Annotated in this window: 17 protein-coding genes; 4 read left to right on the top strand and 13 right to left on the bottom strand. The window is 54.6% G+C overall.

The features are described 5' to 3' along the window. Positions 1-126: 126 nt before the first annotated feature. Positions 127-4,086: an Ig-like domain-containing protein gene (locus RGB73_RS04750; protein ID WP_310769619.1), complete on the bottom strand. Its 3,960-nt coding sequence runs from the start codon at positions 4,084-4,086 to the stop codon at positions 127-129. 114 nt (positions 4,087-4,200) lie between these two features. Beyond that, positions 4,201-6,819, bottom strand: a complete 2,619-nt coding sequence (locus tag RGB73_RS04745; RefSeq protein ID WP_310769617.1) for a winged helix-turn-helix domain-containing protein — start codon at positions 6,817-6,819, stop codon at positions 4,201-4,203. A gap of 399 nt (positions 6,820-7,218) precedes the next feature. On the opposite strand from RGB73_RS04745, the gene RGB73_RS04740 reads away from it, so the two are divergent. Then, on the top strand, positions 7,219-7,776 hold the full coding sequence (locus RGB73_RS04740) for a hypothetical protein (protein ID WP_310769615.1): 558 nt from the start codon (positions 7,219-7,221) through the stop codon (positions 7,774-7,776). Positions 7,777-8,152: 376 nt separating this feature from the next. Continuing rightward, entirely contained in the window at positions 8,153-8,602 is a 450-nt protein-coding gene (locus RGB73_RS04735) for a hypothetical protein (RefSeq protein ID WP_310769613.1), read from the top strand. A 63-nt stretch (positions 8,603-8,665) separates the two neighbouring features. Here the strand turns inward: RGB73_RS04735 and RGB73_RS04730 are convergent, their stop codons facing one another. After that, positions 8,666-9,658: an aldo/keto reductase gene (locus tag RGB73_RS04730; protein ID WP_310769611.1), complete on the bottom strand. Its 993-nt coding sequence runs from the start codon at positions 9,656-9,658 to the stop codon at positions 8,666-8,668. 141 nt (positions 9,659-9,799) lie between these two features. On the opposite strand from RGB73_RS04730, the gene RGB73_RS04725 reads away from it, so the two are divergent. Further along, on the top strand, positions 9,800-11,605 hold the full coding sequence (locus RGB73_RS04725) for an SgrR family transcriptional regulator (RefSeq protein ID WP_310769609.1): 1,806 nt from the start codon (positions 9,800-9,802) through the stop codon (positions 11,603-11,605). 61 nt (positions 11,606-11,666) lie between these two features. Here RGB73_RS04725 and RGB73_RS04720 read toward each other — a convergent pair whose 3' ends face one another. The 4 genes from RGB73_RS04720 to RGB73_RS04705 form a co-directional block, all read right to left on the bottom strand. Continuing rightward, the gene (locus tag RGB73_RS04720) at positions 11,667-13,091 is read right to left on the bottom strand and encodes an amidohydrolase family protein (RefSeq protein WP_310769608.1); all 1,425 of its coding nucleotides are present in this window, start codon (positions 13,089-13,091) and stop codon (positions 11,667-11,669) included. 39 nt (positions 13,092-13,130) lie between these two features. After that, positions 13,131-14,681: a Na+/H+ antiporter NhaC family protein gene (locus RGB73_RS04715; protein ID WP_310769606.1), complete on the bottom strand. Its 1,551-nt coding sequence runs from the start codon at positions 14,679-14,681 to the stop codon at positions 13,131-13,133. A gap of 171 nt (positions 14,682-14,852) precedes the next feature. Next, positions 14,853-14,978 carry a hypothetical protein gene (locus RGB73_RS04710; protein WP_310769604.1) on the bottom strand — a complete coding sequence of 42 codons (126 nt, stop codon included), beginning with the start codon at positions 14,976-14,978 and terminating at the stop codon, positions 14,853-14,855. Between the two features lie 112 nt (positions 14,979-15,090). After that, the gene (locus tag RGB73_RS04705) at positions 15,091-15,678 is read right to left on the bottom strand and encodes a helix-turn-helix domain-containing protein (protein WP_310769602.1); all 588 of its coding nucleotides are present in this window, start codon (positions 15,676-15,678) and stop codon (positions 15,091-15,093) included. 290 nt (positions 15,679-15,968) lie between these two features. On the opposite strand from RGB73_RS04705, the gene RGB73_RS04700 reads away from it, so the two are divergent. Beyond that, positions 15,969-16,796, top strand: a complete 828-nt coding sequence (locus tag RGB73_RS04700; protein ID WP_310769600.1) for an S-layer homology domain-containing protein — start codon at positions 15,969-15,971, stop codon at positions 16,794-16,796. Between the two features lie 142 nt (positions 16,797-16,938). Here RGB73_RS04700 and RGB73_RS04695 read toward each other — a convergent pair whose 3' ends face one another. The 6 genes from RGB73_RS04695 to RGB73_RS04670 form a co-directional block, all read right to left on the bottom strand. Beyond that, entirely contained in the window at positions 16,939-18,657 is a 1,719-nt protein-coding gene (locus tag RGB73_RS04695) for a methyl-accepting chemotaxis protein (protein WP_310774134.1), read from the bottom strand. A 97-nt stretch (positions 18,658-18,754) separates the two neighbouring features. Next, the gene (gene deoC, locus RGB73_RS04690; protein ID WP_310769598.1) at positions 18,755-19,393 is read right to left on the bottom strand and encodes a deoxyribose-phosphate aldolase; all 639 of its coding nucleotides are present in this window, start codon (positions 19,391-19,393) and stop codon (positions 18,755-18,757) included. 13 nt (positions 19,394-19,406) lie between these two features. Next, positions 19,407-20,411 carry a substrate-binding domain-containing protein gene (locus tag RGB73_RS04685; protein WP_310769596.1) on the bottom strand — a complete coding sequence of 335 codons (1,005 nt, stop codon included), beginning with the start codon at positions 20,409-20,411 and terminating at the stop codon, positions 19,407-19,409. A 50-nt stretch (positions 20,412-20,461) separates the two neighbouring features. Further along, on the bottom strand, positions 20,462-21,451 hold the full coding sequence (locus RGB73_RS04680) for an ABC transporter permease (protein WP_396136170.1): 990 nt from the start codon (positions 21,449-21,451) through the stop codon (positions 20,462-20,464). After that, positions 21,439-22,941, bottom strand: a complete 1,503-nt coding sequence (locus RGB73_RS04675; protein WP_310769594.1) for a sugar ABC transporter ATP-binding protein — start codon at positions 22,939-22,941, stop codon at positions 21,439-21,441. Before RGB73_RS04675 ends, RGB73_RS04680 begins: the two co-directional genes overlap by 13 nt. Further along, complete coding sequence (locus RGB73_RS04670; RefSeq protein ID WP_310769592.1) at positions 22,938-24,485, bottom strand: FGGY-family carbohydrate kinase; 1,548 nt, start codon at positions 24,483-24,485, stop codon at positions 22,938-22,940. Before RGB73_RS04670 ends, RGB73_RS04675 begins: the two co-directional genes overlap by 4 nt. Positions 24,486-24,488 lie beyond the last annotated feature (3 nt).

The following is a 24,488-nucleotide window of genomic DNA, read 5'->3' as shown; positions in this document are numbered from 1 at the left end:
TGATAAGTCGTTATCCCATAAGAGTCAATGATTTGCTAATTTTCTGAAATCATAAGAGAGGCAATGATTCCTCTGCTGCCAAAGGTGGAGAGAAACAGGGGAAAGGAGGGCTAAAGCCCTCCCCTTTCACTCAGTCGTTTTCGCGGCCAAAACGGTCACCTTCACTGTCACTTTCTTCTTTTCATAGCTTGCCGTAACCGTTGTGGATCCGGCCGTGATGCCCGTAATCGTCCCCTCGGCTACCTCCGCAATACGGCTGTCATCCGAGGTCCAATCGGCATCTGTCGTGACGTCCTTCTCCGAGCCATCCTCAAAGACCGCTGTCAGGGTCACCTGTTCGCTGTCTCCTTCACCGATGCGAAGCGTCCGGCTGCTTGCCGTCAGCTTCTTCAGATCCGGTTTGTCCTTGGTTACGATGAGCCGTACGGATAACTGGAAACCCCCGTAGTTGGCCCGTATCCAGGTGGATCCGACACCGATTGCCGTTACCTCGCCAGTGTCACTCACTTTGGCGATTTTTTCGTTGCTCGACGTCCATACCGCCCGCTCGGTGACATCCTTCGTCTGTTTGTCTGTCAGATTGGCGGTCAACTCGAGCTGCTGCCCTTCTCCCTTTTTCAGCTTCACGGTTTTGGAGGGGACAGAAAGGCTTTTGACCAGCGTTTTCGTGATTTGTACGGGGATTTTCCTCTCTTCCCCCTGATAGGAAATCGTGACAAACGCTTCTCCCTCTTTTTTCCCCGCTTTGATTCGACCGTTCTTTACAGTTAGGAGCGAAGAGCTGCTGCTGTACTCGGCATCCCGCGACCACGTGATTTCCTTTCGCTTGCCATTGGGGTAGACAACAAACGATCGAAACGATACCATCCGGTTCGGGCCCACGAGGATTTCCTTATCGGATGTCTCGATTTTGAACGGCCTTTCCTTCGCTTCCACGGTCACCTTGCAGGATGCGGTTTTGTTGCCGTCTGCTGTCGTCACCGTGATGACTGCGGTTCCCGGTGCTTTTGGCGTGACTGTCCCATCCTGATCTACCGTCGCCACATCCGGATCGCTGGAACTCCATGTGACCTGCTGATTGGTCGCGTAGGACGGCACAATCGCGGCTTTCAGCTCGACCGCCTCGTCTCCCTCGGTGAATGTCAGCTCGGTTTCGTCCAGGCTGATGTCCGTCACCGGGTAGTACGGGGGCGGAGTGGGCGGCTGTGTAGGCGGTGGCGGTTGATTCGCCCGTGCTCTTGTGACCGAGACCGTGTAGGCTTTTTCCGTCCCATCCTGAGCGGTTACTGTCACGATCAGCGTATTGCGGCCGACATGTAGGGAAAGCGGGTCGGACGCCTCGCCGTTCGTCAGATGCAGCGGCCCCTGCACGAGCTGGCCGGCACTGTCATACACGCTCACTGTCGCTGTCGAGGCATCCTCCTCAGTCGCCACGGTGACGGTCACCGAGGAGATCCGGTTGGAGACATTGGCCGAATATTGCAGCGTGTCCGCAGAAAACGAAGGGGTCAGCATGCCGTCAGAAAGCGCAAGGCTGCGTAAATCCGCATCGCTGTTTTGCTTCGTCCACTTCGCATACAGGGTGGCATTCCCGGTGATCGTGTAGCTCGCGCCTGGGGCGTAGTCCGTACCGCTTCCGTCTGCTGCCGTATTCCAGCCGGAGAACGTGTATCCGGTCTTCTCCAGGCCGCCCGTATTGCCCGATACGGTAACGACATCGCCTGACTGGTATTGGGCGCTGTCGGACGGCGCGGCTCCGCTTGTGGCCCCATTGCCGTCATAGGTGAGGGAGTATGTCAACGGCGCTGCGGACAGTTTCACGACGCGGTCGGCAAAATAGGGAATCATCCAGATGCTCTCCCCGTCGTAAACGGAGCCGAAAAATGCCGTCCATCCTTTGGAAAAGCCGCTCGGCCAGTTGTTGTATTCGGTCATGTCTCCAGTTGCTTTGTCGACTCGGACGACCTTGTCTGAATGGTACGGGATCATCCAGATGCTCTCGCCGTCATAGATTCCCGAAGCAAAGGCGCTGCCGTTCTGTGGCGCGACGATAGGATAGCCCGTCATCTGCCCTGTCCCCGCATCGAGTTTGATCAGCTGATCGGAGCCGTATGGAATGAGCCAAATATTTTCGCCGTCATAAGCACCGCCGCCGAACGTCGTGTTCGAGCTCTTGGCAAAGCCGTCGGGCCATTGGTCGTAGCCCGTCATCTCGCCCGTGACCGTATCCAGCTTGATGACGCGATCGGCGAGCACCGGAATCATCCAAATGTTCCTGCCGTCATAGACGCCGCCGGAAAAAGCAGCGTATGATTTTGTAAAACCGTCGGGCCAAGCATTGAAGCCTGTCATGCTGCCGGTTGATTTGTCCACTTTGATGACGCGATCCGCATTTTGCGGGATCATCCAGATGTTTTTGCCGTCGTCGACCCCGCCTGAAAAGGCATGGCTTTGTTTGCTGAAGCCCGCTGGCCAGCTGTGATACCCCGTCATCTCGCCCGTATGTTTGTCGAGCTTGATCAGCTGATCGGCATCGTACGGAATCATCCAGATGCTCTCGCCGTCATAGACACCGCCCCTGAACGCGCCTAAAGATTGGCCTGAATCAAGCGAAAAGTCACTGGGCCAATCGTTGTAGCCTGTCATGACAATCCGGTCGCCGAGGGGCTCGGCCTCTACCGCGCCGCTAAAGCCGAAACCGTCCTGGCTGTATGTGTATCCCGGGGGCAAACCCGGCTGACTTGGATTCGCGGTAAAGATGAATGTCGCCGTCTTGCCAGCCTCATATCCTCCGGCAGGATCGGCCTTGTACCGCACCAACACGCTGACTTCCCCGTCAAACACCGGATCTTGGCCGGTATAAGCCTCGTATCGGTTTCCTCCATCTGTGGAATATTCCATCGATTCATCCAGCCCGATGATCCGGTTGGCATCGTCATCCGCGACAAGTCCGGCCGGAGGACCTACCCACGTCTGGAAGGTAATGCCGTCAGAAATTCCTCCGGCCAGCTGGTAGATCCCGTCGTCCATTGGCATGACGTCAAGCAGATTGCCCGTGTTCGGCCATTCTTTTTGCCATTGCAGATTGCCGTTCGCATCGGTTTTATACAGGAAGCCGGCCGTATTGTTGTTGCCCCCGGCGATTGCGAAGCCCCCGTCTTTTGCCTGTGCGACGTCCAGCCCGAGCTGGGGAGACGCCTGGTACGTCTGCAGCCATTTTTCCTTTCCGTCCAGCTCTGTAAAAAGAAGCAGGGCATTTTGGACTCCGGATCGTTTCACCACATTTCCCGTAGCCACGTAGCCTGGCTGTCCGGCTTCGTCTTTCGCGTAACCGACGGAACTTAATGAATAGTAGGATGTGCTGTCGGCCCCATAGTTCTTTGCCCATACCACCGATCCGAAATTGTCCGCCGAGCCGGTCACCTCGGCCATATAGCCTTCATGCGACGCGTTCTCGCTCGTGCTTCCCGCCAAAATGACATCCGTGTCCGTACCCGCGGCGGCAATCGCGCTGTCTACACGCTGGTCTCCCGGGATGGAAATGACTTTCTCGCCTAGGAGCACGCCGGATACGTCTGTCCGCATCAAGAACGGATCGAGCGGATCGCCCAAATTTGTACGTACATGTCCTGCGATCACGAAACCATCGTTGCCGACTTTGACAATAGATGTCGCTTCGCCTATGGGATGGGGACTTAGCGTCATATGGTTCAGGGTTCCATTCGCTTTGAGCGTCCCGTACATAAATCGGCCCGTCTTCTCTCCGGAGAATATATACCCTCCCATCGGCAGTTCGCGAACGGCCAGTATCCGCACATTCTCCGGTGGCGAGATGCTTGCAGACCATTGCATATTTTCCGAAGCGTCCAGCTTCGTCACGCTGGAGCCCCCGGCAGCCACGTATCCTCCGTCGGAAGTGGGCTGGTAATCTCTCACTCCCCCTCCCAGTCCTAAGGAAGCCGGCGGTGAGCTGACCAACCGGTCGGCTGCGGCTGCTTGTGCGCCGGGCGCATACGGTATCCAGACCAGCAGCAGCGCGCATACCATGAAGAGCATTCGCTTGTATAAATGATTGCGGAAAACCACGAGACTCCCTCCGTCCATGTAAGATAACCACGTCGAATTCCTGGCGGTCATCGACCTATTCCGATTATATTTCAATGGACGAACCGTGAAATCTAACCGCGGTTATAAGCCCGGTTATAGTCCTTGCAGCTCCTTCCCCCGCCGAATCGCTTCTACGCGGTTGGTCACCTGAAATTTGCTGTAGATCCGGTTGATGTGGGCTTTCAGCGTGCCCATTCCGATGCCGAGCTTCTCTGTAATGGCTGCGTTGTCCAGCCCCTCTTCCATGCAGCGGAACACGGCCAGCTCCCGCTTGGTCAGAAGCGTCTCCAAAGTAGTCTCCGTTTGATCCGCCGAAAGACCGGCACCGCCAAAGCAGGCGAGGATCCGGCGTACGTATCCCAGCGTTGGCGTGAGCTTGTCCCGGATGCTTCCTTTTTGCCGCAGCTGAATATACTCGACCAACAGTTCGGCGACCGGCTGCCCCTTATCGAGAAAGACGCGCATATAGTCGTCCGGCTCCCCATCATCCAACGCCGCCTCCAGCTTCAGGACGGCCCGCTCCGGTCTGTTCGTCCGCAGCAGAATCACCGCCTGGAGTATCTCGACTTCCAGCGCTTCCATCGGCCTGTGATTTTTCTGCGCGACGTCCAGGAGCCTCTCGGACAATTGCCAGGCTGCCTCGCACTCGCCTTTCTCCGTCAGCAGCCGCAGCAGAAAGAGGTAGACAAACAGTTGATGAACCGATACAGGATCCGTGCCGGAGACTTGATACCGCTCCTTCCATCGGATCGCAGCCGACAGATCTCCCATGTCCAATTGCATGGCTGCCCGTTCCGCTTCGATCAGAATAAGGGCTTCCCGTGCTTGCTCCATGTCCGAGCCGGCCCGCTGCCCCGCTTCATCCAGCCACTGCCGGGCTTGGCCATAGTCTTTTCTGGCCTTGCTGATGCGTGAAAGAAACAGATAGGCAGGGACGTATACCTTCTCCCGTTCATGCGGGGTCAGCTCCACATCCATGAGCCCGCGCTTCAGCATGGCCTCCGCTTGCTCCAATTCGTTTCGCTCGTACAATAGCTCTCCGTAACAGACCTCGGTGGATGCCTGGATGCCCATGGGTGTCATGAATTCGATCATCTTATGAAAAAAAGGATCCGCCAGCTCTCTTGGCAGATGCCGTCCGCGCTTGCCGTTGTAGGATCTCAAGATGGAAGGCGCGAGCGGCATGGAGGGAGATCCGAAAAGAAGATCAGTCCCGGTCGGACTATGCTGGATGGCGAGCTGAATGTATTCCAGCCCTTTTACCACCTCCATGTCGTACTTCGTCGCTTTGAAGTTCCGGACATAATACAAATTGCCAAGGTAACGGTCCTTTTCTTCGCGGCTCCAGGAAGAAGACGCGAGCTTGTAGTATTGCTCCGCCGACTGCAAATGCTTCTCCGCCCGTTCGGGTTCGTTGTCCCACAGCAGCGCCAGCACATACGAATAATACAGGTAGTGGTGCTCGCGCAGCAGCTCCTCGGGAATCGCAGACAGCCAGACGCGCAGCGTGGAAAACTGCCTGCGCACCATGACCGATTTCATCTGTTCAAGCAGCCGTATCGCTTCCCGGTAATGATGTCCCGCCAGGTAGTAATCGACGGCGTCTTCCTCCATCCCCTGTTGCTCGCACCACTCTGCCGCAGCCTTGTAAAACTCCGCCGTACGCTCCGGGCAACGGCGTTTTTGCATCGCCCTCAGAAAATCCGCGAACAAATGGTGAAACCGGAACCACTCCCGCCCTTCATCCAGCGGAATCAAGAACAGGTTGGCGGCAGCCAGCTCCGCAAGCTTTCCCGCTCCGTCCACCTCTCCCGTCAAATGCGAACCAAGCGACCCGTTAAACCGGGACACAACAGAAAGGGCGAGCAAGAACCGCTGTGTGTCCTCGTCGAGCGCATCAAATACTTCCTCCAGCAAGTACTGCTGAATTCGCGCACGCTCCCCAGGATGATTCCCCGGAAGCATCGGCACCCGCTCCCGATGGCGCATGACCAGAGAGTACAGCTTCAGCCCCGTCACCCAGCCTTCCGTATCGGCCAGCATTTGCTCCGCCTGCTCCCTGGTCATCTCCTGCTTGTTATGCAAGTGGAAAAAGTCCACGGTCTCCTGTACATTGAAGCGCAGATACGTGATATCGAATTCATTGGTCCAGCCCCGGCTCGTCCACTTCGCTTTCAGCCACTCAGGCGCCGTGCGGCTGATAAAACACAGATGCACCGTCGGCGGCAAATATTCCAAAAAGAACGACATGGAGGAGACGATGCTCTCTTCGTCGATCACATGCCAATCGTCCAGCACCAGCAGAAGCGGCTCCTCCACGTCGGTCAGTTCATTCAGCCATTCCACCAGAAACGGCTCGGATTGTCCCGGAGCGAGCGTGGCCTGCGCCGAGCGAAACGAGCCGAACGAACCGCCCAGCGCCTGTTCCATGCCTGCCCCCACGTACGACCAGAACCGGATCAGGTCATTGTCCTTTTCATCCAGCGATACCCATGCGACCGGCCTGGTCAACTGCCCGGCCCATTCACTCGCGAGCGTCGTCTTTCCGTACCCTGCCGGCGCCGTAATCATGGTAGCCTTTCGCTCCAGCCCTTCATTCAACCACGCAATCAATTCCGGCCTCGGTACGACAGGAGTAGCGGAACGCGGCAGCAGAAGCTTGGACTGCAGCAGAAAGCTCTTCGGATCGCCTGTAGTTTTCATCGTCATCATCGCCTTCATCCCGTTTTTTTCATTGTAGCATTGGTTGGAAACGGGCGATAAGGCTGCAGATTGTCATCATCAAAAAAAGAACCTTGAGGGGCATGGAGCCGCTCAAGGTTCAACCGATTCTTTCCATACAGAACTGAACGCGGAAGGAACACGATCCGCCAACCATACAGCATGATTGCCCTGGTAAAACGCGATCCCTTCTTTCGACGCCTTCTCAGCGTTTACTTGCAGCAAGACAGGTTTGCGGTTTTTCCCTGCCCATCGGTAGAATCCCCTCGGGTTCGTTCAGAAACTTTGGGGTGTCGTACGGATTGTTGCGGGGGAATCGATCAGCTACAATGGTAGGGAAAATGGCATCCGGAAGAAAAATCAAAAGGATGCGGGCGGGGAGGAATCAAGATGATCATTGACCACTTTGGGGAGATAAACCTGGCGGATATCCCCTGGCAAAGGCTGACTACCCCGTATGGCAGAGGCAGCGACTTGCCGGAGTTCATCGCAAACGGACGCTATGACGAAATCGCAAACCTGGTCGAGCATCAGAGCACGCTCTGGCAAGTGACCCCGTGGGTCCTGTCATTTTTGCTGCGGGAGCTGAAGACGAAACGACCTGAAGACGTTTCGCTTGCAGAGCTGCACGTCTACGAAGCAATTGCAGATCCCCTCACCGACCAGGAGCTGGATTCCATGCCGCATGTAGCGCAGCCCCGATTATTGCTGGAAGAAGGCTATCTATGGCCTCTCGATGAGCAAGAAGATGAGCTCATGTGGGAGCAGGAGGACCCGCCGGGGTACGGGGAGCTGCCCTTCTACAGCTACTATTATTACAGCGGCCTGCTGCTACTGGAGGCCATCCCCGACTTTGAACGGCTGCGAGACGGAAATGCCGACCTGGCAGCTCAAGTATCGGAGCTATTGAAAAAGCTGGATCAAATCGGATCTCCATCCAACGAGTAGGAATTTCCCCTCGGACGCACGACCAAGCAAGTGAACCAACCATGTCCATTCTGACAAGGACGCTGGATGTCCAGCGAGCGGCTGGCAGCTAGTGGGACACATTGACAGCGTATGACAGGAAGGTGCAGGTTGCTAGGTGGCACATGGCGGCATATGGGTAAAAGGAGAAGGTCTGCACTTGGAAAAGAGCAGAGCGGCCGATGTACAGTTTGTTAGACTGAGGGGCTAAATGCCCCTTCTTTGCTATATGTACAGGTGCAGATTTGAAATCTTGGTTGATAGACCAAAAGACCTAAATCTACTGAGCATTTGTACCGATATAAAGAATGTACACACTTTACCTACTTACACGCAGCGGAAGGAACGGGAGATGAGTATGAGCGGTCTGTCCTCTTTGATTTTTGCAATCATGCCCTTTTTGATTCTAGGTACCTTGTTTATTGCTGGCATCGTCAAATTAGTCATGTATACGAGCGGTAAATCAGTTTTCACCCCCAAGCAGAGTACACGTAAGCTCCTTCTCATCGAGTTTGCCATACTTATCGGTTCTGTGATCAGCACTATTTTTCAGCATCTTCTATTTGCAATTCCTATCCGTACTTTCTGGATCTCGATTCTCGTAGAAATGATTCTGATGTTTGGCATCGCCTACCTTTTGTACGCGAAGTTTTTGAGAAAACCCACGAAAGGGGAAGCGCACATTCCTGAAGCCAGCGTGAGAAAACAGCTCGTGAATCTGGCATGCACATTCCTGGTCTGGACAATCGTCATCGAACTGCCGATTAACGCTCTACAATCCTTGTTCCAATACTTTCTGTACCAGTAACCCACAACAACGGAGGGGCATCGAGCCCCTCCGTTCTACGTTCACCACGATTCCCGCCCCCGTCTACCATGTACGTCTGAATCTTTCCTGCATGCGGGCCGGATATTCGCTTGGCAAACGGCTGACGTCATCCAGATAGCTCCACTGCTCAGGCGTGAGCGACCAACCGGCAGCGCCCATATTTTGTTCAAATTGAGCAAAGCTGTTTGCCCCTATAATCGGGGACACAATCCCCTCTTTGCCTAACAACCAGTTCAATGCGACCTGTGACGGCGTTTTTTCCGTTTGGCGGGCCACCTCATTCACTGCTTGAACAATCTCGAAATTTTTCGGCGTAAACTTGTTCTGGTAATCAAACTCCCCGCTTAATCCGAGAGAGAATCGACCGGCGTCCGGCTTTTCAAGCGAACTGTATTTACCTGTCAACAGACCTCCCCCAAGCGGCCCCCATGGAATGATCCCTACCTGCTCCTCCTGGCACAGCGACATGTGCTCCCGATCCATTTCCCGGCTCACCAGGCTGTACTGCTGCTGAATGGAAACGAAGCGAACATAGTCTTTGGCATCGCTGCAGGCCAGCGATTTCATCAGCTGCCATGCGAGAAAGTTGCAGCAGCCCACATATCGCACTTTTCCCGCCTTGACCAGATCGTCGAGCGTCCGCAAGGTTTCTTCCAACGGGGTTTCATGGTCCCATACGTGCAATTGAAACAAATCGATGTAGTCGGTATTCAATCGGCGCAGGCTTGCCTCCACGCCATCCATGAGATGTTTCCGGGTCGAGCCTCTGTCATTCGGGTGAGGTCCGACTGCAATCCCCGCCTTCGTAGCCAGTACGACCTCGGATCTGCGCCCTTGGATCGCTTTCCCCACTATCTGCTCGGAAACCCCTTCTGTATAAACATCTGCCGTATCGATAAAGTTTCCGCCCGCATCAAGAAACCGATGCACCATGCGGATTGCCTCCTCCTCCTCTGTTGACCCGCCAAACAGCATGGTTCCCAGGCACAATTCAGATACGAGCAGTCCGCTTTTTCCCAATTTCCGGTGGTTCATTTCCGTTCCTCCTTGCGTCATATTCGGGACACAGCTTGGAAATCCGTGCCGCACTCTTCTAATCGTAGCTTGAATGCGTGAAAGAAAAAGGGTATTATCTAAGCCAAAACTTCACCCTTTTCAAAAAACGGAGGGCAAAAAATGAACCCCACCGAGCATTACCTGACGATCCTGATGTCACCCCAGGCAAAACGGGCCAAGGACGGAACCGTCTCGATCACGGTCCAGGAGCTGGCGGAAATTCTGTACTGTACGCCGCGCAATGTGAAGATGACCCTTCGCAAGCTGATCGAGGACGGCTTTATCGAATGGCGTGCCGGTGTAGGCCGGGGCAACCCTTCGCAGCTGCGCTTCCTCCGGGAGATGGAGGATGTGGCAGGCGAACACTTTCTGGATCTGCTGGACAGGGGCAAAATCAAAGAGGTCATGGATCTGCTCTATCATAAAGATTTGCCCGTCCCCTTGCGCAACAAGCTGCGCGGGCAGCTCGACCAGCGGTTTGGCCATCGAGTGGAGCAGAAGGTCACTGCTGCCGTCGACGTGCTGCGCGTAAAGATGACCCGCAGATCCGCATCCCTCGATCCCGCTTTTGTATCCAGCTCGGCTGAAGCCTTTATTCTTCGGCAAATCTGCAATACGCTGGTGTCCTTCGATCCCAGGAGCAATACCTACACTCCGGCACTCGCCCATGACTGGGAATACAACGAAGATGGAAGCCGATGGACGTTCTTTTTAAGGAAGGGTGTTCGTTTTCACCACGGGCGAACGCTTACCAGCAAAGATGTGCAGTATACGGTGGAACGACTCCGGGATGTGCATTCTCCATCACGCTGGCAGTACCGGGAGATCGAACGAGTCGAAATCGAGTCTGACCATGTGATCTCCTTTTCCCTGCGTCGGCCCAATCGCATGTTTTTGCACTTTTTCGGTTCGTTCTATACGTCGATCCTCCCCTATGACGTCGAGTATTCGGAAAGAACCATGATCGGTACGGGGCCATTTCGTATCGCCGAGTTCACAGACCAGGCGATTGTCCTGGAAGCGCATGAGGATTACTTCCTGAATAGACCTCTCTTGGATCGGGTCGAGTGGTGGCTGATGCCAAAGGACACCACGGACGATCTGTATCAGCTCCCGAGCCTGGGAAGCGCTCCGCATCCAATCGACTCGCCTAGCGGTGAATTTGAATCGGTACTGGAGGGCTGCCAATTCATCGTTTTCAATTTCAGAAAAAACGGGATTCATCATCATCGAGCTTTTCGCCAGTCCGTCCGGCTGCTATTCGATCGACTCGCGATCATCCAAGAGTTGAAAGGAAATCGGATTGCACCGGCGGACAGCTTTTTCCCCGAGAAAAGCAAGCATGCCCCCTACGGGAGACCCACGCTGGAAGAAGCGGCGGCTTCTCTTCTGGAAAGCGGGTATCGGGGCGAAACGCTGAAGCTGTACTATCTGGACAGGAAGGAATTGCGGGACGACGCCAGGTGGCTGCAGCAGCGATGCGAATCGATCGGGCTGCACATCTCCCTCCATCCCTTCTCTCTGTCCGAATACTATACGACCGATGCGGACCAAGAGGCGGATTTGCTGCTCATTAACGAAGCGCTGGAGGACGATACGGAATGGGGATATCTGCGGCTGCTGCAGGATGAAGCCAGCTTTGTGCACCGATTTTTCGATCATGTGCAGCATGCTTGGGTGGAGGAATACCTGGACAGCATGGTTCAGCTGCCATCTCGGGATCTGCGTGATCGGATCGTGGACCGAATCGAACAGGAGATGCGCCACGAGAATTGGGTATTATTCGGTTACCACATCAACCGGGTATCGAAGCATCATCCTGCGCTTCATGGTATTTACCGCGACTCCTTTGGGTGGATTGATTTCACGAAGGCATGGATTCGAAAAGGGGCGGAGGGGAGCACAGATAAAAAATCCCCTTCCTAGAAAGGGGCGATTTCCGCTCTTGGCGGTCCTGCTCACTTTCTAGAGAAGGGGGTTCACCTTCTTACAGATATCCGTCTTTCATCATGTTGGCGATCGGGGTGTCCATCTTGTGGAAGGAAGCTTTCGCTCTCTCGGCCAGCTCTGCCGCAGCTTCGTGGGCTTTCCTCACCGCTTGCTTCTCATTCACCGTCAGCACGACGCGATTCTCCATGACAAACTGCCCGTCAATGATCACCGTCTCGACCTCGCTGCCTTTCGCGGAATATATCAAGTTCGGAATGATGTTGCGAATCGGTTCCTGGATGATCGGTACCAGGTTCGGGCTATCGAAATCGACGATGATCACGTCTGCTTTTTTCCCTTTTCGCAAAGAACCGATTTCATGCCCGAGCCCAATCGCTTTTGCGGAATCGATGGTAGCCATGCGCAGTACCTTCCACGACGGGAAGACGCGCGGGTCCTTCACCTTGCACTTGTTCAAGATGGCTGTGAACTTCATTTCATTGAACATGTTGTTGCAATTGTTGCCAGGCGCCTGATCGGATCCGAGCGCCAGCCGATTGCTTACCTCCAGAAATTCCGCAGCCGGCGGCACGATGCCATCGATAATCCCGATGCTTCCCGAGCAAAGGATCATCGCAGCGCCCGAACGGCCCAATACGTGCGTCTCCTCCCGCGTCGCCTCGGTGAGGTGCACGGCCATGAGGCGCTCATCCAAATAATTCAGTTCCTCCAGAAACTGGATGCTCCTCTTCCCGTACCGCTTGACCATTTGGTTGATTTCCCGATCTCCCTGGGCCACGTGCATATGGATGTTCGTGTCGTACTTGTTTGCCAGTTCTTTGACTTCCAGCAGGAGCTCCTTCGACATCATGTCCGGCCCCTGTGGACCCAGGAGGCACGTGATGCGTCCATTCTCTTTCCCGTGCCATTCTTCGAGGAGGGCGATATTTTCCTTCAGCTTTCGCTGTCCGATCGCCGGATCAAAGGTGTACAGCTCGCCCACTTTTACATCGCTCAAGTCGTCCGGGAGCTCGTTTACCATTTCGGTGACCCTGGCCCTCGTCCCGAGCATCGCATGATTTTTCACAATCTCGCGCATCGGATCGTCATAGTCGCAGAAGGTCGTCGTTCCCGCTTTCAGCCCTTCGATGATGTTGACCAACGAGCCCGCGACCCGATCTTCGTGGGTCAGCACTTTATGGAAGGGCCACAGCCCCTTTTCCATCCAGTTGTCCGTATCCTGCGACAATCCTCGCAGCAAGGCGATTCCGGAATGGATATGGGCGTCGATGAGTCCCGGCATGACGACTTTCCGGTGCGCATCCACATAGCGATGGGCTTTGTAGTCCTTCAGCACTTCCGATGTTTCCCCCACGACTTCGATGAGATTGCCTTTGATCCCGACAGCCCCGTTTGGAATGGCGCCTACTCCTTCTCCCTCCATCGTGATCACGGTACCGTTGTAAATGATGATATCCAGCATGTGAAAGTCCTCCTTTTGGCTTTGGATGGTGGTCCCTCTTTACGCCACGCTTTCTATGTTTTTCGCTGCGCGTGCCCTCTTCCTTACTTTTTTGTTCAAGATCCAGAAGATTGCTACGATCAAAACAGCCTGTCCGCACAAGCTCGGAATCGCTTGCCCCGTCATTCCCCCGATCAGGTATCCGCAAACCGTCGTCGCTGCAATAATGAGCGCATAGGGCAATTGGGTACGGACGTGCTCGATGGGGTCGCAGGCGGCGGCGGTTGCGGTCATGACGGTCGTATCCGCGATCGGGGAGCAGTGGTTTCCAAACAGGCCGCTGCTGATGACCGCTCCAATGACCAGGGGAAGCGACACCCCCATGCTGTGCGCCATCGGAATGGCAATCGGCATGAGAATGGCCCATACTCCCCACGAGCTTCCGGTCGCGAACGAAATGAGGGCGCCGATCACGAAAATGCAGGCTGGAACAATGCTTGCGGGCAGGAAGCCATCGATCAGCTGGGTGATGTATCCCCCTACGCCCATTTTGCTGGTGACCGCACCGATCGACCAGACCATGACCAAAATGAGAGGGACGTTCATCATCTGCTTGACGCCCTTCACCCAGTCATCCACCGCTTGCTGAAAGGTGCGCAGGCGAGTTGCAACCGCCATGGATGACGCGCCGACCGCTCCTGCCAAAAAACCGATGGAAATGGCAGTGACGATATCTCCATGCAAGAAAGCGCCTACAAAACCATTCGTTCCAATTTCCCCTGTCCAAAAAATCACCGAGAAGATCCCGATGAAAAGAAGCCCCATCGGAACAAGGAAGTTCCACAAGCTCGGACGATAGCCGGACGGCAGCGCATCTTCCTCATTTTCCGAGACCATCGGGACGTCATTCTCCCCGATCAGTTCTCCCGTCTCGTCGGCCCTTTTTTGCGCCTGATACATGCCGCCGATATCAAAACCGGTGATCACCACGAAGGAAACCGTCAGCATGGCAAACAGTCCGTACAGGTTGAAGGCGAACATATCGAGGTACACGGACCAAGGATTGTCGCCAAGCTGCAAAGCCACCAGCTGCGGGGCGATCAGTCCGATGATAAAGGGCCCGTAGCTGCTGATGGGAGAAAAAGCAGCGAGCGGACCGCCCATCGAGTGAAGAATATAAGCCAGCTTTACTCTCGCTACCTTTACCTTGTCCGTAATGGGCCGCATCACTGTGCCCAGAATCAGAATCGGCTCCGTATAGGAAAACAGGAACGCGCATGCCCATGTCATCAACTGTGCCTTTTTCTTCGTGTTGATCTTCTTCGTAATGATTCTGGCAAACGATTCGGCTGCCCCCGAAACCTTCAGGCTATAGATGAATCCTCCGGCAAGGGAAACGAGAATGAGCAACGATGCGTTTCCTTTGTCGCTGACAGACGGGACCACGAAGTCGGAAATGACTTTGACGAGCCCCTCGACCGGATTCCACGCATTGAGGATCGTGGCCCCTACCCAAACCCCTGCGAATAAAGACAATAAGGTCTGCTTGGTCTTTAAAGCGAAGATAATGGCTACTAGCGGCGGGATGAGCGAGAGAATGCCATACTCCATGTGGTGAACCTCCCTTGTGATCGTTTGTGTTTTACTGCTCCCCCATGTCAAAGCATCGGTTCCTCGGTTCGAAAATGCAGCCTCCTCACCTGTCTAAAAATTAATTATATTTAATATAATAGCAATTGTATTGCGATAATCAAGAATAAAATTACTCACATTACTTTTTTATCACTCATATTTATAGTTTATAAATTCACTCAATTCAATCGCCTGCGACTCCCATCCTTCTTCTCCAGAGCTTCCCGGTGTGTCGCGCGCAGGATGCGCAATGATCTCGTGCTCGACAGCTTCCATCCAAATAAAAACCCTCCTGGCCGACAATGGCAGCCGATCCTTTCAGACGGCTTTCATCCTTGTCACCACGAGGGAAACACTCTTGCTATTCGACCTATTCATACCGTAGCGATTAGCTTTCATCGATAGGCACCCACGGAGTCCCCGTCCAAATCGCGATGGCGGGCTCCGTTCCCGGGTTCCGGAATGCATGGGGCTTGGTGCTGTCAAAGTAGATGCTGTCCCCTTGCTTCAACAAGTAGGTTTCATCGCCAATGGTAACCTCGATTTCTCCGTGCAGCACGATGCCCCCTTCTTCCCCCTGATGAGGCAAGGGCACGATTTTTTCACCGCGGTCAGGGCTGACGATGATTTCAAAGAACTCCAGCTTGGTGCCGGTCAGAGGAGCCAAGACCCGATATTGCACATTCGGGTGCCGCATCGTGAGAATCTCCTGCTCTTCGCGTCTGGAGAGGAATACGGAGTTTTTCTTGATCCCCTCGAAAAAATAGGAAAGAGACACGTCAAAGATGATGCTTAATTTCCATAGCGTATCCAGAGAGGGCTTCGCCTTTCCGCGTTCCAGCTGGGAAACCATGCTCTGGCTCAAACCGATCTTCTCCGCGACCTCGTCCACGGTCAGATTCGCCTCTTTTCGTTTGGAGCGAATTCTCTCTCCGATGACGCCGATCGGGAGCTCGAACTGATGTATGTCATTCATTCTACTTACATTCCTCCTGGGTCTATCGCGAATGGGTACAAGGGAAGCGATCGCAAGCAATTCGGATACAGCTCGTTACCTATCTATGCAAAACGCATGTTGATCCGTCTCGCAACCGCCGCAGCCGGCGCGCACGATCATCGTATTGATTCCGGGTTATGTCATTTAAGTATACCATTTGTTGGGGCATTTTCGATAATGAGAAAAAGGAAGGTCGCTCTATTCACATTAGATGGAAATGATGTAAAATTATCTTCTCCCAATTCTCCCTGATAACGAGGTGGCAGTGAATGAGAAAAAAACTTGTCATGATGCTAGCGCTTCTCGGTCTATCTTTTTCTAATTCCAATACATATGCGGCAGATACCGTTTTCCCTGATGTAAATCCCGTCACGCATTCCTGGGCAATTGAACCCCTCACCTTCATGAACCAAAAGGGCGTGATCCGCGGCGATGAGCATGGCCGTTTTAATCCTGACGCTCCCGTCACGAAAGCCGAATTCGTCGTGATGGTTTACAAACTGTTCGATCAATATAGGCCCAATATCTCGAATGGCTCTACAAACCGCATCGTGGACGCTCCACAAAATTACTGGGGCCACAAGTACATCTCCGAAATGGTAACATCTGCGTGGTCGGGAATCTACTTCACAGACAAAGGGGTCTGTTTTGACCCGGAAAGAAAGCTAACCCGGATCGGCATGGCAAAATTGCTGAGCAACATCTACACCCCGAAGGAGCCAACCGACCAAGAAATTTACGATGCTGTGTCGAAAATGAAGGACATTCCCGTAAAAGTTTTTACAAATCCCGATGAAATAGAGTCTTACCAAAACGATGGCAGGTATGGGTATCTCGAGGGGATCGATACGACGAATACGCTCTATCCGTTGTTGTTCGTAAAGGACTCCGAAGGCATGCACACGAACTTCGATGATTATACTTTCGTCACGGGCAGCACGTTAACCAGTCTGCAATTGGATGGGCTTATGACAACGTATAACGGAGAGTTCGAAGCTTATGACCCGCTCACCCGCGCTGAAGCGGTCACCATTCTTTATCGCTTGTACAAGCACCTTGAGAACAACGGTGAAATCAAAGCATACTCATCCAAGTAACCTATTTCTTTCTATCGACAATCAGCAGCTTCATTCACCGGGCAAGCACTTCTCCACATACAAAAAACCCGAGCAATGAAGATTCCAATCGCTCGGGTTGCTGTTGGGCTTCGGTTGGGCTTCGGTTGGGCTTTGCCGCCTACTACGTATCAAATCCCGCCACAATCGATTTCAAACGCTCTGCTCTCGTTCCTATGACTTCTGCCATCTGACTGACCTTTTCGGAGCTAGCGAGCTGCTCCTCCGCATGGACCACGACCTCTTTGCTGTGGATCGATACCGTCTGCGCAGACGAGGTCAACTGCTGCACGGAAGCCGACGTCTCCTGTGCGCCGGCGCTGACCTGCAAGGAGGCAGCGGATATTTCCTGCAGCTGCGCTGTGACCTCTGCCACCAAGCCCATGATTCGTTCAAAGGCGTTTCCGGTTTCATGAGCCGACCCGAGGCCCGATTCCACTTCCAGAACCATGCCCTCCATCGCGGTCACGGCATGCTGCGAGCCGATCTTGATTTCTGCAATCAATCGTTCGATCCGCGCAGCCGACTGCTGCGATTGTTCGGCGAGCTTGCGAACTTCGTCGGCGACCACGGCAAATCCCCGCCCGTGTTCGCTTGCCCGCGCCGCCTCAATCGCCGCATTGAGCGCAAGCAGCGAGGTCTGCTTGGAAATATCCGAAATGACGCCCAAGGCCAGGACGATTTCTTGCGATTTCTCTCCCAGGTCGCGGATCGTTCCTGCAGTCTCTTTCACCCTGTCATCCATCCGCTCCATTTGCTCCACGACTGCCCGCAGCAGGCTGTTTCCCTGCTGCGCTCCTCCAGTCATCACCGCTGACGCTTCCGCGATGGCAGACGTCCTGTCCGCGATCTCCTGCACACCTGTACTCACCTGCACGACAACGGCCCCCACCTCTTCGGTACTGCACAGCTGCTCTTCCGTCAGGGCAGAGACTTCCTTCATGGAAGCTCTCACGCCTGTCGACGCAGCGTACGATTGCGTCGCGCTTTGCTGCAAGCCTTCCGCAGAGAGCAGCAGTTCGTCGACGCTCTCCTTGGTGGCATGGACGATTTCCTGCACTTTTTCGATAAACACATTGAACGAAGAAATGAGTGTGCCGATCTCGCCCGATCCCTGGATCCGCACCCGCTGCGTCAAGTCTGATTCGCCTCTGGCTGTTTTCTCGGCAAATGCGGTAATCCACTCCGTCACCTGCTGCACGGGCTGGGACACCGAGCGGGCAATTCCAATGCCAAGCAGTGCGGACAGCACCCCTGCTCCCGCGAGGATTGCAATCATGATCCGGTTGGCATTGGCTCCATCCGCTGTGGTCCTTTGATAGTTTGCTAGTGCTTCGCTTTCCTTGGCTGCCATCAGCTCCTGAAAGCCATTGTTGATCTCCTGCAGCAAGGGGGAAAGCGTCTGGTACCGGCTTGCCGCCTCCCCGCCCTCCTGATGCAGCACCAGCTGGATCAGCTCCGAGCGCTTTGCCTGGTATTCCTTCAGCATGCCCATCAGTTCCTCCAGCCGTTTCCTTTGTCCCGGCTCCTTCACGGAATCGGAAAAGGAGGAGAGCAGCTGGTTGTTTTCGCTGATCAGCGCCATCATTTGTCCAATCAGAGCATTGTGCTTGGCTGTGTCCGCCTCCAATGTCATCTGATAGAAAAGGGTCTCCATCGTACGCAAATTCGTCCGAACTTTCCCGACCTCCAAAATCGGCACCAGATTGTTCTGGTGAACCATTTGCATGTTTTGGCCGGTTTCCTTCAGGTAGTAAAAGCCCGAGAACCAGATCCCGGTCATGGTGACCAGCATCAGGACCAGCAACAGCATGATTCGCGGAAAAATCCGCAGGCGATTCATCCTCTTCACAAGTTTTCCTCCTGAGCTAGCTTCGTAAAAAGCGCGCGAAAACAACGGACGAGAAGCTCTCTCTCATCCGTTGCTGCACGTGAAGCCTTTAACTGTTCACGATGACGACGCTGTTGCTCGAACCGATGCGCGTGGCTCCGGCATCGATCATGCGCTGGGCGGCAGCCAGGTCCCGGATTCCTCCTGATGCTTTTACACCCAAGCGATCTCCCACTACTTCCTTCATCAAGGCTACGTCCTCTGCCGTCGCTCCCCCTGTTGAAAAGCCCGTCGAGGTTTTGACAAAGTGGGCGCCCGCTTTCTCCGACAATTGGCAGGCCAAAATCTTTTCTTCCCGGTTCAACAGGCACGTCTCGATAATCACTTTGACCAGCTTGCCCTCCGCCGCTTCCACGACCGCCCGGATGTCATCCTCCACCCGTTTGGCATCGCCTGACTTTAATGCACCGATATTGATGACCATATCGATCTCCTCGGCGCCGTCACGGATAGCCTGTCTCGTTTCCTCTGCCTTGATTGCCGTCGTATTGGCCCCAAGCGGAAAGCCGACGACCGTGCAGACCTTCGCCTTGGAGGTCTGGAGCATGGAGGCTGCCAGCTCCACAAAGGAAGGATTGATGCAGACGGAGGCAAAGCCATACTCGCGAGCTTCCACACATAATTTCATCACCTGCTCTTCTGTGGCCTCCGGTTTCAGAAGAGTGTGATCGATGTAAGATGCAATCATCCTGGACGCCTCCCTATTTCATTTGTGCAAACACGTCTTTTTCGTTGTAGACATCTTTCGCGTTGGACGCATCGATCAGACCCGTGCCGCCGTCCACGTATTCCGGAACTTGCTCTCCTTTTGCTACTTTCAGCGCCGTATCGACCACGATGGAGCCGAGCTTGATCGGATCGTTGAAGACCGTTGCGCTGTATTTTCCATCGATGATCGCTTTCACGGCTTCAGACAGGCCGTCGATGCCCACGATTTTCACCTTGTCCAGCATGTTGGCTTGCTCCAGTACCTGCAGCGCTCCGAGCGCCATGTCATCGTTGTGCGCGTATACCAGATTCACATCCGGATTCGCCTGCAGCAGGTCTTGGAATGCTTTGACCGCTTTGGAACGAATGTAGTCCGAATACGGCCCTTCCACGATTTTGACTCCTGGCTCCTTGCTTACGATCTCGTGAAAGCCGTCGTGGCGATCCATCATGACCTTGCCGCCGGCGTCGCCTTGCAGCTCGATTACTTTGCCGGTAGCCTTTCCTTCGCCGCCCAGAAGCGCAACCGCCTGCTTCCCGGCGATCCGGCCCATTTCCTTGTTGTCGCGCCCGACAAAAGCCGCTACTTTTTCTTCGGTCGGACGGTCGACGGTCACGACCTGAATGTTGGCTTGCTTCGCTGCCGTCAGGGCAGGCACTACCGCCGTCGGATTCGTCGGATTCAAGATCAGCACGTCGATTCCTTTGGTGATGAGATCCTGTACGTCAGCGTTTTGCTTCTCGATGTCGTTCTGCGCATCCATTACGACCAGTTCTGCGCCTTGTTTCGCTGCCTCTGCCTTCGCTCCGTCGACCAGCGCCGTGTAAAAGGGCGACTCGGAAGTCACTTGCGAGAAGCCGATGACGATTTTTTTGTCGCCGCCGGCAGCTGTGCTCCCGCCGCTGCCCTCGGAAGCGGATGGCTGCGACGAGCAGCCGGCAAAGACCAGGCTGGTGAAAAGCGCGGAAACCATAAGCCATTTGTTTGTTTTCTTCATGTGAAATCCCCCTTATCCTTTTTGTGGAGAATGTGAAACCCAATCATGCATTACACGTCTTTGGTTTGCTTGGAGATCACAAACCGGTTCAGCACCAGTGCCAGGACGATGATGGCGCCCATGAAGATGGATTGGAAGTACGAGGACAGTCCCAGCAGGTTGAAGATGTTGGTGATCATGCTCATCAGCAGGACTCCGACGAATGTTCCGCCTACGCCGCCAATTCCGCCAAACAGACTCGTTCCTCCGAGTACCACAGCGGCAATGGCATCCAGCTCGATGCTTTTTCCGGCGGTGGGCTGCCCTACAGTAAGCCAGGATGCGAGCACGATCCCCGCCAAGGCGGAAAGCACGCCGCTGATGATGTACGTGTAGGTGATGTACCGGTTCACCTGTATGCCGGACAAATGCGCCGATTGCGGATTGCCGCCAATGGCGTAGAGCTTGCGCCCAAACGTGGTATAGCGCAGGACGAGCACAGCCAATATGGTGAGAACAATCCAGATGATTCCGGAGACCGGGATGCGGTCGAAGAGATTTTTGCCGAAAAAGCGGATGGACTCAGGCAGGTTGTACACAGGCTTTCCATCCGTGAACAGCAGCGCCAGACCGCGGGCAGCCACCATCATGGCCATCGTGGCGATAAAGGCGGGCACTTTGAGCTTCGTTGTCACCAGGCCGTTGATATAGCCCATGACAGCACCGGCGATCAGCCCCAGTAAAATGGCGCCAAATACGCCCGTATACGGAATCGCGAGCGCCGTAGCCATTCCCGCCAGGGCGAGAACGGAGCCGACGGACAAGTCAATCCCGGCCACGATGATGACAAAGGTCATTCCTATGCTGATGATCCCGACTACAGCGGATTGCTGCAGCAGGTTCAGGAAGTTTTGGATGGTCAAAAATTTGGGTGACAGCGCAGAGCCGATCACGATAAAGACCACCAGCAGAAAAAACAGATTGTATTTGCGCAGCATTTTGCCAAGGTCGAACGAGGGCGCTGTTTTCTTCTCGCTGCTCACTTCCTTTACGTGTTCCATAACGTAGTCCCCCCTGTCACTGCGAAATTGAGAATTTCTTCCTTCTGTCTCCCGGGATCGCGGAATTCTCCGACGATGCTCCCCCGAAACATGACGAGGATGCGGTTGCAGATTTCCTGGAGCTCATTGATTTCCGACGAGGCCACGATGACGCTGGTTCCCTCTGCTACGAGCTTCTGAATGATCTTGTAAATTTCTTGCTTGGCGCCAATGTCTACGCCCTGCGTCGGTTCATCAAACAGAATGATCCGGGACTGGCCGATCAGCCATTTGGAGATGATGACCTTTTGCTGATTTCCGCCGCTCAGGTTGCCCATTAACGTCAGCACATCCGGCGTTTTCACATTCAGCTCGCGGATTTTTTCTTCTACCTGGCTGCGAATGCGCCCGGGATGAATGACACCGCCGCTCGCAAAGCGGTCGTAGGCGGGCAGGATGGCATTTTCTTCGACGCTCAGTCCGAGAATCGCCCCTTCCGTCTTCCGGTTTTCCGGCACGAGTCCCATCCCGAGGCCAATCGCTTTGCTCGGACTATCGATGCTCACCGCTTTTCCTTCGAGATAGATGCTGCCGGAGAGAAGAGGATCGACTCCGTACAAGGCTTTGAGCAGCTCTGTCCGGCCTGCCCCGACAAGGCCGTACAAGCCGAGTACCTCTCCCTTTCCCAGCGAAAACGACACATCGGAAATATGGCGCGTCCGAAGTCCCTCCGCTCGGAGCATCTCCGAGAAGTGCTGCTGCTCCGTATTCCGCTCCTGCCGTTCCATCCTGTAGCCGATGATCAGCTCCGTCAGGCTGGCTTGATCCAGCTCGCTCATTTGCTGCGTGGCCACCCACTTGCCATCGCGCAGGACGGTTACGCGGTCACCGATCGCAAACAGCTCCTCCAATTTGTGCGAAATATAAATGATCGTGATCTCTTGCTTGATCAGCTCTTCAATGATCGTGAAAAGCGTGCGAATTTCCTTTTCGGACAAGGTCGTAGACGGCTCATCCATGATGATGACTTTCGCATTTGCCTGCAAAGCCTTGGCCAATTCTACGATTTGCTTGTGACCCATGCTCAGTTCGGACACCGGGGTATCGACATCGATCGCAATCCCGAGACGATCGATCAGCTCCTGTGCCTGTCCCCGCAAGCGCTTCCATGAAACCATGCCAAATCGCGGGTTGGCGTAGGAACCCAGAAAGATGTTCTCCGCAACGCTCAAATGCTCCACAAGGGAAAGCTCCTGATGAATGGTGATGACGCCGAGACGTTTGCTGTCAGCAGGGGTGGAGATGTGCACCTTCTCCCCTTCCAGATAGATCTCGCCTTCGTCCTTTGGATAGACGCCCGCCAAAATTTTCATCAAGGTGGATTTCCCTGCCCCATTGGCACCGATCAAGCAGTGAATTTCCCCTTTGTTCACAGAGAAGTCCACATTTTGCAGCGCTTTCACGCCTGGAAACGACTTGGATATATTCTTCATCCTGAGGATCTCCGTCATCGCATCCCATCTCCTTTCTCAGGTGACGCCAACCCTTTCATGATCGGAAATAGCGCTACATGCAAATCCAGATAGGCGGCAAAGTACCGGTCGTACTTCTCCTGGGCTTCTTTTTGCGGCGTATAGACACGCCCAGATTGGACATTGGCCTTGGCTGCATCGGCCAGGCTCGGATATTTGCCCAGTCCGTAAGACGCGACAATGGCCGCTCCTTTGCTTCCGGCCTCCGTCTCCTCCAGCGTCTCGATGACGAGCCCCGTCACATCGCTTAAAATCTGCATCCACAGTGCGTTTTTGGTACCGCCGCCGCAGGCGATGATCCGTTTGATCGGCACATGGGAGTCTTCAAACGCCGCGATAATATTGCGTGTTCCGTACGCCGTCGCTTCCAGAATGGCCCGGAAGATGTGATAGCGTGTATGTGCCAGGGTCAACCCGACCATCGAGCCCGTCACGAGCGGATTGCGATAAGGCGTCCGATTTCCCTGCCAGCTGTCCATCATGACCAATCCGTCGCTGCCCGGCCCAATCTTTCCGGCTTCCGCCACCACTTCCTCATACACCGATCCCATTTCTTCGGCAGACACATGCGGGTAAAACTGCTGCAAAAACCAGGTCGTCAAGGAACCGCAGGAAAGCTGTCCGCCTTCAATCAGCCATTGATCGGGCAGGATGGCATTTTCATAAGGCCCCCACAGCCCTTCGTGAAAAACAGGCTTCTCGGTATGGACCAGATGGACGAAGCTCGTCCCCATGATCAAGCTCATGACGCCCGGCTCCACAGCACCTGCCCCCAGCATGCCGATGTGCGCGTCGATTCCTCCCTGAAAGACGGGAATGCCCGGAGCGATGCCCAGCTCTGCGGCAGCCTGCTCTGTCACCTCGCCTACCCGGTCGCCGACAGGAATGACTTCCTGCGGCCACAGCTTTTGATAGTCGGGGAGACCGATCGCGTCAAAAAAGGCGGGAGAAAACCCTTTGCCTGCCTGGTATGTCCATTTGCAGACAGCATTGCACTGGGATGCTGCCCACCTTCCTGTCAATTTGAAGTTGATCCAGTCCAGCTGCTCGACGACTTTTCTTCCCGGAGTCAGGTAGCCATGCTCCTTGAGGTAAAGGGCTTTGGCGACCATCCATTCTTCCGATACCTTTCCTCCTGAATACCGGAGAACTTCCTTCACGGCAGTGTCTGCATTTTCATTGATGGCCTTTGCCTGGTCAACAGCCCGATTGTCCATCCACAGAAGCGCCGGTGTTTGCGGCATACCCGCTTCATCTACTACGAGGACGGTGGAAGACGTCGCGCAAACTCCAATCCCCTCGATCCGGGAGAGCTGGACGGATTTCGCCGCTTCCTTCAGCACCTCCACAAGCGCTTGCCACCAATGCTCCGGCTTTTGCTCCGCTCTGCCCGCCAGTGGGAAGACGGTCGGATAGGCGCGCTCCCCTCTCCAGACGAGCTTGCCCTCCAGCGTAAACAAGCTGATCTTCAATGCCTGCGTGCCAAAGTCGATACCCGCTACCAAGCCTTGATGTGTTGTCATGTT

This window comes from Brevibacillus brevis (genome assembly GCF_031583145.1).
Taxonomy (GTDB): Bacteria; Bacillota; Bacilli; order Brevibacillales; family Brevibacillaceae; genus Brevibacillus; species Brevibacillus brevis_E.
The sequence above is the reverse complement of the archived record's forward strand: the minus strand, read 5'-3'. Positions and strand labels throughout refer to the sequence as shown.